This window comes from Rubidibacter lacunae KORDI 51-2, assembly GCF_000473895.1.
Classification (GTDB): domain Bacteria; phylum Cyanobacteriota; class Cyanobacteriia; order Cyanobacteriales; family Rubidibacteraceae; genus Rubidibacter; species Rubidibacter lacunae.
In genome coordinates this window covers 14,477-32,288 of record NZ_ASSJ01000053.1, presented here as the reverse complement: position 1 = coordinate 32,288, position 17,812 = coordinate 14,477, and the positions used below count along the sequence as shown (strand labels likewise).

13 protein-coding genes are annotated in these 17,812 nt (G+C 57.4%); 9 read left to right on the top strand and 4 right to left on the bottom strand.

Annotated features, from left to right (window positions below; genetic code table 11):
• Positions 1 to 120: 120 nt before the first annotated feature.
• The 3 genes from KR51_RS10050 (at position 121) to folP (ending at position 2,386) form a co-directional block, all read left to right on the top strand.
• A complete protein-coding gene (locus tag KR51_RS10050; RefSeq protein WP_232214587.1) occupies positions 121 to 510 on the top strand; it encodes a hypothetical protein in 390 nt (129 codons plus the stop codon).
• 243 nt (positions 511 to 753) lie between these two features.
• Complete coding sequence (gene tpiA / locus KR51_RS10045; RefSeq protein WP_040655872.1) at positions 754 to 1,482, top strand: triose-phosphate isomerase; 729 nt, start codon at positions 754 to 756, stop codon at positions 1,480 to 1,482.
• 52 nt (positions 1,483 to 1,534) lie between these two features.
• Positions 1,535 to 2,386: a dihydropteroate synthase gene (gene folP / locus KR51_RS10040; protein WP_040655881.1), complete on the top strand. Its 852-nt coding sequence runs from the start codon at positions 1,535 to 1,537 to the stop codon at positions 2,384 to 2,386.
• Between the two features lie 99 nt (positions 2,387 to 2,485).
• Here folP and radC read toward each other — a convergent pair whose 3' ends face one another.
• A complete protein-coding gene (gene radC, locus KR51_RS10035) occupies positions 2,486 to 3,223 on the bottom strand; it encodes a RadC family protein (RefSeq protein ID WP_022607384.1) in 738 nt (245 codons plus the stop codon).
• A gap of 524 nt (positions 3,224 to 3,747) precedes the next feature.
• Here radC and KR51_RS10030 point away from each other — a divergent pair.
• Positions 3,748 to 4,755, top strand: coding sequence for a hypothetical protein (locus KR51_RS10030; RefSeq protein WP_022607382.1), 1,008 nt, complete (start codon positions 3,748 to 3,750; stop codon positions 4,753 to 4,755).
• A gap of 748 nt (positions 4,756 to 5,503) precedes the next feature.
• On the opposite strand, the gene KR51_RS10025 is transcribed toward KR51_RS10030, so the two are convergent.
• Positions 5,504 to 6,520: a type I glyceraldehyde-3-phosphate dehydrogenase gene (locus KR51_RS10025; protein ID WP_022607378.1), complete on the bottom strand. Its 1,017-nt coding sequence runs from the start codon at positions 6,518 to 6,520 to the stop codon at positions 5,504 to 5,506.
• A gap of 639 nt (positions 6,521 to 7,159) precedes the next feature.
• Between KR51_RS10025 and murC the strand changes: the two genes are divergently transcribed.
• From murC to KR51_RS10010, 3 genes are all read left to right on the top strand, one after another.
• Positions 7,160 to 8,680, top strand: a complete 1,521-nt coding sequence (murC, locus tag KR51_RS10020; RefSeq protein WP_022607372.1) for a UDP-N-acetylmuramate--L-alanine ligase — start codon at positions 7,160 to 7,162, stop codon at positions 8,678 to 8,680.
• Between the two features lie 39 nt (positions 8,681 to 8,719).
• The gene (murB, locus tag KR51_RS10015) at positions 8,720 to 9,619 is read left to right on the top strand and encodes a UDP-N-acetylmuramate dehydrogenase (RefSeq protein WP_022607370.1); all 900 of its coding nucleotides are present in this window, start codon (positions 8,720 to 8,722) and stop codon (positions 9,617 to 9,619) included.
• Between the two features lie 107 nt (positions 9,620 to 9,726).
• Positions 9,727 to 10,053 (top strand): YbaB/EbfC family nucleoid-associated protein, encoded by a 327-nt coding sequence (locus KR51_RS10010; protein ID WP_022607368.1) that lies wholly within the window; start codon positions 9,727 to 9,729, stop codon positions 10,051 to 10,053.
• Positions 10,054 to 10,355: 302 nt separating this feature from the next.
• Here the strand turns inward: KR51_RS10010 and ald are convergent, their stop codons facing one another.
• Positions 10,356 to 11,435 carry an alanine dehydrogenase gene (gene ald, locus KR51_RS10005; RefSeq protein WP_022607364.1) on the bottom strand — a complete coding sequence of 360 codons (1,080 nt, stop codon included), beginning with the start codon at positions 11,433 to 11,435 and terminating at the stop codon, positions 10,356 to 10,358.
• Between the two features lie 229 nt (positions 11,436 to 11,664).
• Positions 11,665 to 12,069, bottom strand: coding sequence for a YkvA family protein (locus KR51_RS10000; protein ID WP_022607363.1), 405 nt, complete (start codon positions 12,067 to 12,069; stop codon positions 11,665 to 11,667).
• 670 nt (positions 12,070 to 12,739) lie between these two features.
• On the opposite strand from KR51_RS10000, the gene smc reads away from it, so the two are divergent.
• Together smc and KR51_RS09990 are read left to right on the top strand one after the other, a co-directional pair.
• The gene (gene smc, locus KR51_RS09995; RefSeq protein WP_022607361.1) at positions 12,740 to 16,585 is read left to right on the top strand and encodes a chromosome segregation protein SMC; all 3,846 of its coding nucleotides are present in this window, start codon (positions 12,740 to 12,742) and stop codon (positions 16,583 to 16,585) included.
• A gap of 198 nt (positions 16,586 to 16,783) precedes the next feature.
• A complete protein-coding gene (locus KR51_RS09990) occupies positions 16,784 to 17,731 on the top strand; it encodes a PRC-barrel domain-containing protein (RefSeq protein WP_022607359.1) in 948 nt (315 codons plus the stop codon).
• The last annotated feature ends 81 nt before the right edge of the window (positions 17,732 to 17,812 follow it).

The window sequence follows — 17,812 nt, the reverse complement described above, 5'->3', positions numbered from 1 at the left end:
TCCCAGTCAAGCTCCTATGAGCGCCCGCAGCTGTCGCATTGCAACCTTCACCAGCCTAGCCGAGCTATTGCAGTCTGACAGCCTTTACCACGCAGTCAAGGCGGGTTCGGGTTCGATATTATGGAATCGAATACCTTGCTGACCTTTCACGCATCCGCTGCCATGGCTCGCTATACCTGCTCGTTTGCCGTCGCCATTTCTCTTGAGGAGCTGCAGTCGTCGCTGGGAGAGTTGCTGCGGGGGTGCCATTTTGACGTTATTTACAACACCGGCGATTATTTGATGGCTCGCGAAACGCCTGGCGAAGTTTCGTTTGCGAAGTTGGTCACCGTCGAAGCACTGATCGACCGCACCAAGGCAACTGCCGATAATGTCCAAGTGAATCTTGTAATCAAAAATGAAGAGTTGCCGCTCCAGGTAGACAACCATTGCCGATTGGTATCCGATCGCGTCCAAAACGCGATCTCCGCCCACGAACGCTGGCAGTTGCTCGAACGCGTCGCCACATAGCATCACCGGTGATGTTTGCCTGGGCTGTTTTTCTAGGGGGTTGCGAGTGCAGATCCCCGATTGCGCGAGTGTCGCAGCTGCAGGGGTTTCACCTCTTGGAGCGCTTGCCAAGGGGTACATCGACGTTTACACTAAAACTTTGTTTGCCGGGAGCTGAAAGCACTGGCTGAGTGCGCTCGTGTCGCGCACCCGGTACCGACGCACCCGGCACAAGCGTGATTGATGAGGTGAAACGGGTCGGACGTGCGGAAGATTGTCATCGCCGGAAATTGGAAAATGCACCAGACGCAGGCAGACTCGCGCGAGTACCTGCAAGCGTTTTTGCCACAGTTGGAAAACACACCTGAAGCGCGCGGGATCGTTCTGTGCGCTCCCTTTACCTCGCTCGTCGCGATGTCGAAAGCCCTTCACGGCTCTCGCATCCACCTCGGCGCTCAGAACCTCCATTGGGAAGATTCGGGAGCATACACGGGTGAGATCTCCGGCGAGATGCTAACCGAAATCGGAACGCGTTACGTCATCACCGGTCACAGCGAACGCCGCCAATACTTCGGCGAGACGGATGAGACTGTTAACCTCCGCACGCTTGCCGCCCAACGCCACGGGCTAACGCCGATTCTTTGTGTTGGCGAAACCAAGCAACAGCGCGACGCGGACGAAACTGAAGCGGTGATCGTCGAGCAGCTTCTGCGCGACTTAGTAGACGTAGACCAAACGCGGCTCGTGATTGCTTACGAGCCGATTTGGGCGATTGGAACTGGCGACACCTGCGATGCCATCGAAGCCGATCGCGTTATCGGTATCATCCGCAAGCAACTCGACAACCCCGAGGTCCCGATTCAGTACGGCGGTTCGGTGAAACCGGGGAATATCGACGAGATTATGGCTCAACCCCAAATCGACGGGGCACTCGTCGGCGGTGCCAGTCTCAAGCCCGAATCCTTCGCCCGCATCGCCAACTACGAATCGTGATCGTTACATCCCGTCCGTTGATTCAGTGGCATAGCTGCAGTCGATGGCCGCGATGACCTCTTTGCCGCCGCTCGTGTTGCGCGATCGCCCGTTTGCGTGGGGTAGCCGCACCTACATTATGGGCGTGCTTAACGTCACCCCCGATAGCTTCAGCGATGGCGGAGAGTTTTTCAATTCTGACGCGGCGATCGCGCAAGCCAGTCAGACAATTGCCGCTGGCGTTGACATGGTCGATGTGGGCGGACAATCGACTCGGCCTGGTGCCGAGGTAGTTGCTCTTCAAGAGGAGTTGCGTCGCGTCGTCCCGATTGTCGCAGCCATAAGGGCAATGTCGTCTGTGCCGATTTCCGTAGATACCACGCGGGCGGCTGTCGCCGAAGCAGCCGTTGCCGCTGGCGCCGATCTGATCAATGATGTGTCCGGCGCAACGTATGACACCGAGATGCTTGCCGTAGCAGCGCGACTCCACGTCCCGATCGCGCTGATGCATTTGCGCGGAACGCCGGCAACGATGCAGTCGCAAACAGACTACGAAGACCTCATCGGCGATATTCTCGAGTTTCTTCGCGCTCGCCGGGCAGCAGCAATAGCAGCGGGGATTCCCCCCGAGCACCTGATCTTCGATCCGGGCATTGGCTTCGCAAAAACCGCCGAACAGAATCTGGAACTGCTGCGGTGCATACCGAAGCTACGCGGGTTGGGCGCACCGGTACTTGTCGGCGTTTCGCGCAAGAGCTTCATTGGCAAGATCCTGAACCACCCAAACCCGAAAGACCGCGCGTGGGGCACAGCAGCGGCTTGCACGGCCGCGATCGCTGGCGGTGTTGATATCCTGCGCGTTCACGACGTCGCAGCAATGACAGATGTAGCGCGTGTTGCTGATGCCATTTGGCGAGGTCGATAACGGGGGCTGGTCTAGGGATACTATGCACTTGCATGGTTAACACGACCACCGTAGCGCGAACGTCCGGCAACTCCGTTGGAGGTCGGAAGCGCGATCGCTTTATCCCATGTCGCCTTGGGGAAACTGCTGCCAGAGATCGGTTGTTTCGCGCAGGCTGCGGAAATCTCCGTTGCCCAGAATGAGATGGTCCAGCAACGGCAACTCGAGTAATTGCGCGCCCTGCAAGAGCTGACGGGTTAAATACAAGTCATTGGTGCTGGGCTCTAAATTGCCTGTCGGGTGGTTGTGTGCCACGATCGTGCGCGTGGCACGTTGCACGATCGCCGTGCGGAAAATATCGCGCGGGCTGGAAAGCGTTGCCGTATCCGTGCCCACGGTCAGCACCTGCGTACCCCGCAACCGGTTGGTTTCATCTAACAGGAGTAGGGCGAAACGCTCGCGCGACTGCCACATCAAATCCGCACTCAGTGCCGAGGCCGCTGCTTGCGGGCTATCGACAAGTGCTCGCACCTCGAGGCGCGAGCGAAACGAACGCTTACCCAATTCCACTGCTGCCAGGATCGTCGTTGCCTTCGCCGGTCCGATTCCCGGAATGCTCATCAGCTCCGCTGGCGTTACGTCGCGAAGCACGTCTAATGGTTCGCGCTGGTGCCGGCTGAGTTCGCTGAGGACGTACTGCCCTAACCCGACGGCTGATAACTTGCCCCGACCCTGCCCCGTTCCCAACAAAATTGCCAGCAACTCTGCCGTTGCCAAATTTGCCGCACCGACGTCCAGCAAGCGCTCGCGCGGGCGCTCGTGAGTCGGCAAATCAGCAATCCGCACACTATAACTCATCGCGATCGGTCCTACTGCGCTATCCGTCTTTACACGCCGACTGCCCGGAAATTCTGGCTGCGCTGTCTTTAACAACTGCTGGCGTTCCCTAAGGAGAACTGCAACGACGACAAGTATGGCACCTTCATAAAGCCATCGCCTGCCCTAACCGCTTGTAGCTCGCGCTAGCATCTGAACTTCACTTCAAAACACCACCGGGACATCTGCCCGCATTCCTCTGCATTGCTTCCACCGCCCTCAATAATGATGGGATATTTATGATGTGATATTTTTTGATTTAGAACACGATCGCCATCACGGATTTTCGGCGCACTTTTGATACACTTAAGTACGCGTCTAATCCCAACACTGGTCCGAACTCCACAACTTCTGAAGGTTGCCGCAATAGTGTCTGTCTCGGTCGGATTTGCTCCACGCAGTCCTATGCGTTACCTTCAATGACAGCTATCCATGCTCGGTTTTAGGTAGTTCGATATGGTATTATTCAGAAATTTTATTGTGGTCTACACCCGGATCTGGCAGTAATGATTTCGGAGCCCTGTCATCTTAAGAGCGCCACATTTGCCAGCCTGCTAGCCTGCAGCCGCGACGCTTTTAGCGGCCGCCTCGAATTCTGTGCCGGCAGCTGCCACCCATGGCACCTATACTTTGCGACCGGCCGCTTGGTGTGGGCCATGGGCGGCAGCCATCCACAGCAGCGCTGGCGGCGTCAGCTCAAGCTGGCTGTTGCCGATCCCGCAGAGCGTACTAAACTCGCTCGGCGCGTGGCAGGAGACGAGCAAAAGGCTCGCGCCGCCCTCGACGAGTATGCGGGTCGGACGCGCTGCAGTCGATACCTCGTGCGCATGGCGCTAGAGGAATGTCTTTTTGACATCATGCAAGCTGGCGAGATGAATGCCACTAGCAAGGGTTTGGCTTCCGACCGCATTCAGGTTCGGAGCTTCCCTGGCGAAACGCTTGCCGGTTTGCCCGTTGAGAACTTACCGACGATCTCCCTAAAATCCCTAAAGCGGCGATCGACCGCTACGTGGCAAGAATGGTGCGAACTGGGTCTTCAAAACTATTCGCCGCGCCTCGCGTTCGTCCTCGTTCGGCCTGATTACCTGCATCGCAACCTCTCGGAGCGAGCGTTCCGCAACCTGCAATCCTGGCTCGACGGTCGGCGTACCTTTTGGGACTTGGCATATCACCATCGTCGGCCAGTTTCTCAAGTTGCTTCCGCGATCGCCCGATATTGGGAGCTAGGTTGGATTGACTTCGTTAAAGTTTCCGACTTGTCCCCTCACTCACTTACCCGGTCCAGCGCTGGACGTAGGGACGGACATCAAGGTCCCGGCGAACCCGAGGACGATTCAACATTTGCGAGCCTCTCAGGCGATATGGAGATCAAATTGCGCCAGATGGACCAACTGCTAGAGCGCGAGACCGTAAACCTTGCTTTGCTCAGCGATCGCGTACTGCGCTCGCTGGAGTGCATGGCCCTTCTCAGCCAGCCTCAACCCCAGACCGACTGGTCTCTAACCTTACCCTAGGTCCTGGCAAAGGGTTATTGCAGTTATTGCAGCTAACTTTTCGACTGAAAAGCATTTAGATGTGAAATAAGCGAAATAGTAATGGGCCGTTAGCGCTGCGAAATGAGCCTACTGCTCATGCCTCCCGACCGCTAAACTACCGATGCCTAGACGACTGGCGCGCGGCTATGGCAGCAAGGGCTGTGATTCTGCGGCGGACGCGGCTTGGTTCGGAGTTAATGGCGGCACTATTTCAGTAGGAAATTTGGGTGTTGTGGTAGTTTGGCGCACAGGTTGGAATGAGCGCGACATCGAGCCCAGAGTTCTCGAAATGTTCGCTTGGCGCTTACTGGTCGGCGACTCTGTATGGTTCGACAAATGCGCTTTAAAGCTAACCTCCTACAGTGATTCTGTTCGATCGATCCTATTTACCTCTCTAATGAGGCTTACGTGTGTTCGGAAAATTACGACTGGAGCGCACCCGATGTGCTCCGCGTTGCTCCTATTGCGATCGCGTCGAGTAGTTTGATTGCGGAACGGGCAACGATCGCGCTGAGTGTCATAGTCAGGAAATTAACTGTCCTCGCTCACTGCAATACCAGAGGGCTTGATGGGAAAGCCGGGTAGGGGAGAGGCATCTAACTGCCCGCTCGGCGAGGTTGCCGCGAAAAAACTCCCCCAAGAAAGCTGCTCGCTGTAGGAGCAAATTCTTGGGAGTAGCAACCGATGGAGGTATCGGCGGCAAGCAGCGGCGCTAGCTTAAGTAGTGCTACTGCGGCCAGTGCTTGGCAACGACCTCGGCGAGATCGACAACACGCTGCGAGTAACCCCACTCGTTGTCATACCAAGCAACGACCTTAACTAGATCGCCGCCCATCACCATCGTTAGACTGGCGTCGAGAATTGACGACGCATCGCGACCGCGGTAGTCGCTGGAAACCAATGGCAGGTCGCTATACTCCAATACGCCTTGAAGCGGACCTTCAGCAGCAGTCTTCATCGCCTCGTTCACTTGCTCGGCAATCGTTCCCTTCTCAACTTGTGCCACGAAGTCCACCACTGACACGTTTGGGGTCGGGACGCGCATGGCAATGCCATTGAGCTTGCCTCGCAGCTCGGGAATCACCAACGCTACGGCTTTCGCTGCACCCGTACTCGTCGGCACAATATTCATGGCAGCGGCCCGCGCTCGACGCAGGTCGCGGTGACTGGCATCGAGGATGCGCTGGTCGCCCGTGTAGCTGTGGGTCGTGGTCATGGTGCCCTTGACAATGCCGAAATTGTCGTTCAGCACCTTCACGACCGGGGCAAGGCAGTTGGTCGTGCAACTGGCGTTACTCACAACGTTGAAGCGATCGTGCGCGTAGTCGCCATCGTTCACGCCGACCACAAACGTCCCAACATTTCCGCCTTTGGAAGGTGCGGTCAGTAAGACTTTCTTCGCACCAGCAGCAATATGCTGAGAAGCCTTTTCTTCGGAGTTAAACACCCCCGTGGACTCGATCACGAGGTCGATACCCCAGGAGTCCCAAGGCAAATTGAGTGGATTGCGATCCGAGTAACACTTGACGGTTTTGCCGTTAACGATCAAGGAATCCTCATCTGCTCCAATATCTGCATCCAACGTCCCCAACATGGAGTCGTACTTGAGCAGGTGAGCATTGGTCTTGGGATCGGAGGTATCGTTGATCCCAACAAGTTCTAGCTGGCTGTTCTCTCGAGTCAGCCAACACCGCAAGAAGTTGCGGCCGATGCGTCCGAAACCGTTAATTGCCACTCTTACCACTGTGCCAAGCTCCCTGCGTTTGATTCGTTCCTTAAATTTTTGTTAGTGACCCCGACATATCTTAAAGCTGGGTCCCTTCCTAGCTTCAAAATCTTACCAGGGGATCGCGCGATTGTAGCGACGGAGCTAGTGGCGATCGCTTCACTTCCGCAGGAAACGCTTTCGGACGCGGGAGCGATATCGCATGGACGTTGAATTCCCCTCCCAACCGGTATGGCCGGTCCAACTTACACGACTGGTGACAGGTCGGGTGGCGCGGGTGAAGGAACTCGAATTGAGGCTCCTGATTGTTCCCCATTGTTCCGACCATATAGAGATGGACTGGTAACGAAAAGCGACACGTTCCCTGCCCGGCGGAACTTCCAGCCCGGCTCGCGCGACTATCCCTTTAACGGTTGAAGCAATAGCCGTCATCGCTAGCGCAGAGGCGTCGTTCGATCGAGCAGCAGCAAGAAATCTATAGTGCTCTGTCCCATCTGTTGTGAGACGGTTAATGCTATCGCTGTTTAGCCCGGCAGCGGGCTTCACCCTTCTGGAGCCGGTAATATCGGACCGGCGGGCAATAGCAAACCCTGATATCATAAAGCGCGAGTTCGGAGCCGACCCACTTGCGTTCTGCGTGGTGTGAGAGGAAGTTTGATGTCGAATTTACAATCCGTCGATCTGAGCGGCCAGCCGTTTCACTTCATTGGAGTTGGCGGGATTGGTATGTCCGCGCTGGCCTATGTACTGGCTAAGCGTCAATTGCCCGTATCGGGTTCAGACTTGAGGCTGACCCATATCACTCAGCGCTTGCATGCCGCGGGTGCTCATATTTTCAGCCAGCAAGCCGCAAAAAATCTCGAGTATTTCTCTACCCCGAGCGCGGTCGAGTCAAAGAGTAGCGATGACCAAACTACCGACTCTATCCAGCACCAACAGACGCCGGCGATCGCAATGGTGACACCGCCATCAAAGGGCTTACCCCAGGTGATTTGCTCGACAGCTATTACTAAGGAGAACTGCGAGTACGCTGCTGCAGTACGGCAGGGTTGCAAGATTTTCCATCGCTCTGACTTACTTGCGGCCCTAATGAGTGAATCGCCTCGCGGCATTGCCGTTGCCGGTACTCATGGTAAAACGACTACGAGCAGCGCGCTTGCCTATGTGTTGTTAGAGGCAGGGTTAGATCCAACCATTGTTGTTGGCGGTGAGGTAGATGCGTGGGACGGGAACGCACACCTCGGTGGCGGCGAAATCTTGGTTGCCGAAGCCGACGAATCCGACGGCTCGCTGATTAAGATGGTGCCTCACATCGGCATCGTGACGAACATCGAACTCGACCACCCCGATTACTTCACATCGCTCGATGCGGTGATGAATATTTTTCGTACCTTTGCTCGGCAGTGTCCGACGCTGGTCGGCTGTATTGACTGGCAAACGGTTGTCGATCTGAAACCCGATATCACCTATAGCCTCGATCCCGACCGCAATGCCGACTACACCGTTACTGAAGCCAGCTATCACTCCTGGGGCTCAACAGCGGTAGTTTGGGAATACGGGCAATCTTTGGGTCCGCTCCGGTTGCAGCTGCTCGGTCCTCACAATCTCAGCAATGCGCTGGCGGTAGTCGCGACGGCACGATCGCTGAATGTAGAGTTCGCGGCAATCGCGCGCGGGCTAGAACGCTTCACGGGCACGAAGCGGCGCTTCGAAATCCGCGGTGAAGTCGCGGGCGTGACGCTCGTGGATGACTACGCCCACCATCCCAGTGAAGTGCGGGCAACACTGGCAGCGGCGCGATTGTGTCAAGTTTCCGCTCTGACAGCTACCAACCGCGCTCGGCGCGTGTTAGCCATTTTTCAACCCCATCGTTATAGCCGTACGGAAGCATTTCTCGACGAGTTTGCAACGTCATTCGCCGATGCCGATATTGTCATCACGACTGATATTTACAGTGCTGGAGAACCCGCTCGCGCTATCTGCGGGCAGACAGTGGCCGACGCGATCGCCGCTCACCACCCTCAGGTCCATTATCAGCCGGACCTTGAGGCGCTGAGTGTCTTTTTAGTGCAGTTGCTGCAGCCGGGCGATCTGGTCCTGTATCTCGGTGCCGGTAATCTCAACCAAACTATCCCCAAGGCGATCGCCCTGCTCGGAGGGGATCGCGAAGCTGCCTGAGTTCCAACCACCATTGATTGCTGACTTCAGCTATCGCTCATGCCCGATTTCCTACCCGGAACCCAATGCCCGCTGCGATCGCGCGTGGACCTCGCCGAGTTTACCTCATACCGAGTAGGCGGTCCGGCAGCATGGTTTGTTGCGCCGCGAACCTCACTGGAGCTGCAAGCGAGCGTTGATTGGGCTCGACAACGGGGCGAGCCGCTTACCGTTCTAGGAGCAGGCTCGAATTTACTTGTCAGCGATCGCGGCGTACACGGACTGACTGTGGCAACGCGTTATTTGCGCTCGTTGGAGATTGAGAGGGAGCCGGGACGGCTGACAGCGGCGGCTGGTATGCCGCTTGCGACGGCTGCATGGAAAGCTGCCAAGCGCGGCTGGAGCGGGTTGGAGTGGGCAGTTGGCATTCCCGGGACGGTGGGCGGTGCAGTGGTCATGAATGCAGGCGCGCATCGTGCTTGCCTGGCAGGAGTTTTATCCGAAGCGTTGGTCCTGGCACCAAACGGGCGCGTGGAACGCGTGACGCCAGCAGATCTAGAATTCGGCTACCGAACCTCGAAGTTGCAAAGCGACTCGCGCTTGGTCTTGCAAGCAACGCTGCAATTGCAGCCCGATTGCGATCGCGAGGTAGTGCTTGCAGGGAGTCGGGCAAATCTTAACCACCGCCGGGCAACGCAGCCTTATCACCTGCCGAGCTGCGGCAGTGTATTTCGCAACCCCGAGCTCAATTCGGCTGGCTGGCTGATCGAGCAGCTCGGGCTTAAAGGCCATCGTATCGGTGCCGCCGAAGTGGCGCACCGACACGCCAATTTCATTGTTAATTGCGGTGGAGCAACGGCTGGGGATATCTATCACCTCATCCGACACGTACAGGATGCTGTTGAGCGACACTGGAGTGTCATGTTGCATCCCGAAGTTAAGTTGATAGGCGAGTTTTAGGTCCGTGCGATCCAAATTGCCTCGGGATCGGCCGGCGCGGCGCGCGCGGCGATTCACCGAGTCGATACACTAGGGGAGATTTGCATCCCTTTGTTGAGAGACAGTCAATGGCAGGACGAGGATTTGGCTTTGGCGGCTTTGGTAACATTCTGAACAAAGCTCGCCAAGTGCAGCAAGGCGCGCAGAAGCTCCAGGAAGAGTTGGAGCAAATGGAGATCGAAGGCCAAAGCGAAGACGGTTCCGTCAAAGTCGTGCTGAGTGGCAACCAAGAACCCCGACGCGTGGAAATCTCTCCAGAAGCGCTCGAGCGCGGTGCCGATGCCCTTTCAGAGATGGTGACGGCAGCGATGCAAGACGCCTACGTTAAGTCCACCGAGACAATGAAAGGCCGCATGGAGGAACTGACCAGCGGCTTGCAATTGCCAGGACTTTAGGGTTTGGGGCGCGTTCGGACCGACTCGCGCGATCGCTAGGCAATTGGTTTGGAAATCTAGAACCGGCCGGCTGTCGGCCGGTTTTGAGACGATAGTGCAGTCGCGATACAAAACGTCATAAACAAATTTGAGGAAAGGTCGTTTTAAGCAAACTGCTGAAAGTCCCGCAGGATAGGTTTGGAGGAGTTTAGTGATGGTAAAGACTCCCGGATTGGGGTACACGAGAGCGTGGAAGCACACCCCAGCCTATCGACCGAGTACTTGACTGAGTGGTGTGGCGCGCAGTGTGCCCGACGCCCGGATTACAGGTCTGGGAACGTTTCCTTTACGGCGGGATGCACGAGGCGACCTTCCCGTACGTTGAGACCTTTCCCAAGCGCTAGATCGAGTTTCAGCGCTTCATAACCATGTTGCGCCAGCCTCAGCACATACGGCAGCGTGCTGTTATTGAGCGCCTGCGTTGCCGTGCGGGGAACAGCTCCAGGTAAATTGGGGACGCCGCAATGCAACACGTCGTCTTCGCGGTAGGTGGGATGCGAGTGCGATGTGAGACGCAGGTTCTCAACGCAGCCACCTTGATCGACTGCCACGTCGACGATTGCTGTACCTGGCGGCATCAGGCGAACGCGATCGCGGGTTAGAAGCGTGGGCGGACGCTTGCCAGGAGCAAGCACGGCTCCGACGACCAAGTCCGCTGCCGGAAGAACGGCTTCGAGCTGTGCCGAGGTACTATACAGCAACTCTGCTCGCGACCCGAACAGGGTTTCCAACTCAGATAAGCGCTCGATGTTGACGTCGAGGATTTGTACTCGAGCGCCCAGCCCGAGCGCGATCCGTGCTGCTTCCGTCCCGACCGTGCCACCGCCGAGCACCACAACTTGCCCTGGCGCAACGCCCGGCACACCGCCAAGCAATACGCCCCGTCCCCCTTGCGCTCGCTCCAGGAAATGCGCGCCAAACTGTACCGCCAATCGGCCGGCAATCACGCTCATTGGCATTAGCAGGGGGAGCTTACCACTCGGCAGCTCCACCGTTTCGTAGGCGACTGCCGTCACACCCGACGCCATCAGCGCAGCCGTCAAGCCGCGGTCGGCAGCAAGGTGCAGAAATGTAAACAACAGTTGCTGGGGTTGCAGCCGGTCGTACTCCTCCGGCAGCGGCTCCTTAACTTTGACTACAAGTTCGCGGTCCCAAACATCTGCCGCCGAAGCGATCGCCGCTCCAGCGCGCTCGTAATCCGCATCCTCAAAACCCGCGCCGGCGCCGGCATTAGTCTGTACAGATACGCGGTGGCCGCGCTCGCAAAGCGCTCGCACGCTACTGGGACTCAGCCCGACGCGATATTCTTGGTCTTTTATTTCCTTAGGTACGCCAATGTCCATTATTGCTATTTGATGGAGCGCACTCGCCCGCGAAAGTGGAGATTCAAAACATTAAACATGCCTGCTGCCAAGATGCACCTCGGTAGATCGTGCTCCTTCGGCAAGCGCAGCGCCAGGACTCACTATTGAGTTCCGAACGGCAAATTGCAAGATATTTTTGATTCCTCCGGATAAGTCCCAAATAGCCGCAATCAAGAAATTGCGCGCTCCCCCGACGTATTGGATCCGCTCAGTCGGGGTGTTCCAGAGGTGTCGTTGCCTCCTCAACAAAGAACCGTTCGGCTCGATTGTGGTGATCTTCGTTGATGTGAGCGCCTATCGCCCCCAAGGCTGCCGCGATCGCGCTGGCATCATCGGTGAAACCCATGCCAACGATAAAGTCGGGAACAGCATCTGTCGGTAACACGAAATACGCCAGCGCCGCCGCAGCCACTCCCTTTGCATAAGCCGGGGTGCGCGCGTCGAGCGCGCAGTAGTACATTGCCATGGCGTCGCGCGTAAAGGGGACATAACCGGCAACACGCCGAACTTTCTTAAGAAAGCTGGCGGCTTTGAAACCCTCTTCAGCTGCAGCCTGCGGCTCCGAAGTAGCTGCCTCCAATGCAAGGAGCTTCGCCGATTTGCCGCTATCCATTCTCGTCTCCAGTTGCACCATCCTGTTTCCATGATGGGCGAAGTTTCTGTATATGCTTGCATTTTCTCAGTCGATAGTAGAACTTTAAGAGCACTCGGTTGGGATCGAGCCAGCTTTACGAGTTTTCATAGAAGATTTAAAGCATTTTCACAAGAAACGGCAAAACGGCCGCGCGATTGCTATCAAAGCTCTGCCTTTGGACCTGTTGCCTACGCCACACCAGACGAGCTGCTCCGATCGCGCAGATGCCAATCGCCGACATTTCTAGAGCCAGCTAACAAGCCCTTAATGCAAGACAGGCAGGACCTAACTTATTGATTGCGCACAACTGGAGCAGTCCGTCCGACGCTCGGTCGCTTCAATCAGCTCGATCGCATGAATCAAAACACCCCGCCTCAATATCTTCAAAATTTTGGGTGCACATTTCGCAACTATTCTGCCTTCTGGCAGTCTGTATCTGTTAGCGTGTCTGCAACTGTCTTCACCGATCCCTAGCTTTACTTAGGAAGTGCTGCCATAGCCCGAAGTAGCCACCTCGAATTCACATAACGAGTGGCGGAACAATAAATGACCGGGCAATCGCTCGATCGCCGTCTTTGGGAACGACAGGTGGGAATGCACATCCGACATGATACAGCTATACTAACCAGAAACCTTTTTGCCAGCGCCCATGGTCCATATCAAGCGCCTGGAGCTTTCGCACTTCAAATCCTTTGGCAGCACGACGCAGATTCCATTCTTGCCGGGATTTACAGTGGTTTCGGGACCGAATGGTTCGGGAAAGTCGAATATTCTCGACGCCTTGTTATTTGCCCTGGGATTGGCGAGTTCCCGGGGAATGAGAGCCGAACGCCTGCCCGATTTGATCAATCACGATCGCAGTGGGAAAGGCCGCCGCACCCAAGAAACCACCGTGACAGTGTGGTTCGATCTTTCGGATGCCGAGGATCTTGAGGGTGTGGAGGTAGTTGAAATCGATCCCGATCCCAACAGGAATGACGGGCACCTCGTTGCTAGTAATACTGGGCACGCCAATGGCAATGGCAATAGCAACAACCACAGACATACCAACGAAGGCTCTGACAGCAACGGGCACACCCATGAGAACGGGCACAGCAGCAATCGCGAGGCGCTTGCGAACAACAGTCACCCAAACAACGGACATGCCAACAACGAGGATGCTGGCGCTCGCGCCCACGGGTTAGCCGGCGGGAACGGCGATCGCCCCGAAATTGAATGGAGTGTGACTCGGCGCTTGCGAGTTACCAAGGAAGGAAATTACGCCTCGACTTACTCCATCAACGGTCGCACCTGCACTCAAGCTGAGCTGCACGAACAAATGCAGCGGCTGCGGATTTATCCCGAGGGATATAACGTCGTGCTGCAGGGGGACGTAACCCGCATCATTACCATGAGCTCCCGCGAGCGCCGGACGATCATCGACGAGCTTGCCGGCGTTGCCGAGTACGATCGCAAGATCGAGCGTGCCAAGGAGACACTTGAAGCCGTCCGCGATCGCGAAGAGCGCTGTCACATCATCGAGCAGGAGCTGGCGCGCGCGCGCGATCGCGCCGCGGCGGAAAGTCGCAAAGCCGAACAATATCGCCAGCTCAAGCAACAGATCGAACATCAGCAGCAGTGGGAACTCGTGCTCGCCTGGCAAGCGCTGCAGCAGCAGGAAACCCAGCTCCACCAGAAAATTGCTGCCGGCGAAGCCCAAGCCGAGCGCCTTGCCGAAAAGATCCGAGATGCCACTGGCGAAATTCAAGCCGCGACTGAAACACTGGAGCGTCTGAACGCACGCGTCAAAGCCCTCGGCGAAGACGAACAACTCGCGATTGCCTCCGAGCTCGCCAAGCGTGAAGCCTCTTTGGAGCAGCTGCAGGCGCGCGCGTCCGAACTCGTTGCCGCCAAGCACGCAAATGCTGCTGCTGCCGACCGCACGCGCACCGAGATTGCCCAGAACGAACAGGCAATTGAACGTCTCGGTCACGAGCGTGCCGCACTCGAGCGCACGCGCCTTGCTTTGAGCGGCGAACGCGAGCGCGCTGCAGCGGCACTGGCCGAAAGCAAAGCCCGCGCCGACGAGCTTGCCTCGGCTTCCGAGACCTGGATGCAGCAGCACGCCGCTCTCAGCCGCGAGGCGGCTGCATTGCAAGCAGAACTAGAACCTCTGCGTGCCGAGCGTGCCCGCTTGCAGGAACGCGCCACCCAGTTGCAGGGCAAGTTAACCGAGCAAGACGAACAGCTAACCACCCTCGTACCAGAATTGGGCGATAAGCAAGCCGAGATCGCGCGTCTGGAAGCTGCCGCTGCCGATACTGAGCAAGAGATCGGAGATTGCGCCGAACGCCTCGCCGCTGCCGAACGCGAGCGCCGCCTCCAGCAAGACACCCAAGCGCGCCTCCAGCGAGAGCAACGCGACAAGCAGCGCCAGCTCGACAAACTCGAAGCTGCCCTCCAAACCCAGCGCGAGATGCAGGGTACCTATGCGACCCAGGCAATTTTGCAAGCCGACATTCCCGGCGTATGCGGTCTGGTCGCCCAACTCGGGGAAGTCGCGCCGCGCTTTCAGGTGGCCTTAGAAACTGCTGCTGGCGGCCGCTTGGCTTGCATTGTGGTGGAAGACGACGGCGTTGCCGCTGCCGGCATCGAGATTCTCAAACGCGAGCGTGCCGGTCGCGCAACCTTTTTGCCGCTCAACAAGATCCACCAACCCCGGTTTTCCGCCGTCCGCGCGATCGAGTCCGCAACGGGTTTCGTTGATTACGCCGTCAATTTGGTCGATTGCGACTCGCGCTTCGACGCGATCTTCAGCTACGTCTTCGGCAGCACGGCGGTGTTCGAAACCCTAACCTCCGCCCGGTCGCACCTCGGACGCACGCGCATCGTCACCCTCGACGGCGAACTGCTTGAAGCGAGTGGTGCCATGAGCGGCGGCAGTCGCTCAATGCGCTCGACCGGACTGCATTTTGGCAAAACCTCGGCTCAGGAGTCGCGCGAAATTGCCGATCTCAAGCGCCGTCTGGAGGAAATCGATCGCGTCTACTCCGCCTCGGTAGTTCGCTTGCAGCAGGCCGAAGCCCTCTGCCAGCAACTTGCCCACGCCCTGGGGAGCGCCCGCCAAATCCGCCAAGAGCAAGTCTGGCAGCTCCAGCAATTGCGTCAGGACTGCGATCGCCTCGACGCCCAGCAACAGCAGCTCGTCCCCCAGCGCGATCGCAGTCGCGCCGAACGAACCGACGTTACCGCACGCTTGGAAGCAATTGCCGCAACACTCCCGCCTCAAGAAGCCGACCTCGAGCGCCGCAACCGCGAACTGACGGCTCTCGAACGCGCTCACAGCCATACCGAATGGCAAACCCTACAGGGGCAAATTCGCGCCGGGGAAGCTCGGCTGCAGGAACGCGAGCAGGCGCTTTACTCTGCCGACCAACAAATTCAAGCCCGCCACACCGCCACCGAACACCAGCAAGAGAAATTGCAGGAAGCCCGCGATCGCCTCACCAACCAGCAGCAGCAGCAACAACACCTCCAGCAGCAACAAGTTACTTTGCAACATCAGCAAAGCGAGCTACAGGAGCAGATCGCCCAAACTCAAGCCGATCTCAAACGGCTGTCGCAAGAACTCTGGACTGCAAAGCAAGAGCGCGATCGCGCTGAAGCTGCACTCGCGACCGTGCAGCAACGCGAACGTCAGCTTACCTGGGAGCGCGAGAAGTGTCTCGAAACCCTCGATGCCCATCGTGCCGCCCGCGTCGGACTGGGCGAGCAACTGCAGGCACGTGCTGCCGAACTGCCCGACCCGCTACCGGAGGTTCCACCGATCGCCGACGCAGCCGGCACCGCGATCGCGACCGAGAATGTGCCTGCTCGCCTCGCGGCCCTGCAAGAGCAAATCCGCAGCAACCAAAAACACCTGCAGGCCATGGAGCCGGTTAATATGCTGGCGATCGAGGACTTCGAACGGACGCAAGCTCGCCTGGACGAACTGTCCGGCAAACTCGCCACGCTTGAAGCCGAACGCACCGAGTTATTGCTGCGGATCGAAACATTTACTACCCGGCGGCAGCACGCCTTTCAAGAAGCGTTCGATGCCGTTAACGCTAACTTCCAAACGATATTTGCCGCCCTCTCAGACGGCGACGGTTATTTACAAATTGAAGAGTCGGAAGATAGCAGCCGAGCCGGCCTCACCCTCGTGGCCCACCCTAAAGGCAAACCGGTTCGCAGATTGCATTCCATGTCCGGCGGTGAGAAATCTCTCACCGCGCTGAGCTTTATTTTTGCCCTCCAGCGCTATCGCCCTTCACCCTTCTACGCCTTCGATGAAGTAGACATGTTCCTCGACGGAGCAAACGTAGAGCGGTTGGCTAAAATGATGAGACATCAAGCGCAGCAGGCACAGTTCATTGTCGTCAGCTTGCGCCGCCCGACCATCGAGTCTGCCAACCGCACCATCGGCGTCACGCAAGCTCGTGGGGCACACACCCAGGTTCTGGGACTCAAACTCTAGCCGCTGCCTCTAGCCGTTGCCCGCCTATCGCCACGCTATTATCGAAGTGACTTATGGAGGTGTGCGGCGATTGTCGCATTCGAGTTGGTGCCGGTGCCGCTCGCAACCAACTTCTATTGCGCACCCGAGACCGGAGTTAAGCCTAAAACTTTTCGAGAGCTATTACAGCCGAGTGCGAGCCGAGTACGAACCATTGCGATGACAACCGAACCCCTTCGCCTTCGCTCCGAATTCCTCAACACTCAGGTCATCGCCCGCAGCAGCGGCTTTCGCCTGGGAGTCGTCAAGGAACTACTAGTTGATATCGATCGCCGGGAAGTTGTGGCACTGGGGCTGCGAGACAATCTCCTGTCGGTTGCCGGAATGCCTCGCTACATGTATCTCAGCGAGATCGAGAAAATCGGCGATGTTATCCTCGTCGCCAACGAAGATGTTATCGAGGACGTTAACGTCAGCACTCTCAGCCGCCTGATCAACTGCGAAGTCGTAACCGAATCGGAACAGCGCCTGGGTCGCGTCCGCGATTTCCAGTTCAGCCTTGAAGACGGCAAGGTGCTGTCTTTGACGATCGCGTCGCTCGGATTGCCGCAGATTCCCGATCAAATCCTCAGCACCTACGAGCTGCCTGTAGAAGACATCGTCAGCAGCAGCCCCGATCGCATCATCGTGTTTGAGGGTGCTGAAGAGCACTTGCGTCAGCTGTCCGTAGGCATATTGGAACGCGTCGGTATTAGTAAGCCACCCTGGGAGCGCGAGGAAGAAGATTATTATTTAACGCCAACCGCACGTCCGGAAAACCAACTCGGAACCGGCATTCCCGACCGACCGCGCGTGACCGCGCGTCCGGTTGAGACGCAAGAACCGGCATACCAAGAGGCTTGGACCGAAGAAGACGGTTGGGAACCAGAACCCGAGCCACTAGTCCAGCGCCGCGAACCCCAACGCTACGAACAGCGAGCCGTCCTTGAAGAGGACAACTGGAGCGACGTACCCGAAGCAAGTTACGAAGCGACCGAGCCTGCACCGGGTTATCGAGATCACGATGTCGAGGCAGATTTGTGGGACGACGGTCCTTACGAGCCCAAGCCCGTCGAGTTGCCGGAGAAAGCCAAGACGCCCGAATACGAAGAAGAAACCAACTATTAATATCCCCAAGTCTGTCGCACCTCCGACAAGAATACGGTTGGGATCGAACGGATCTACAAAAATTGGTAATACTTGCTCGAG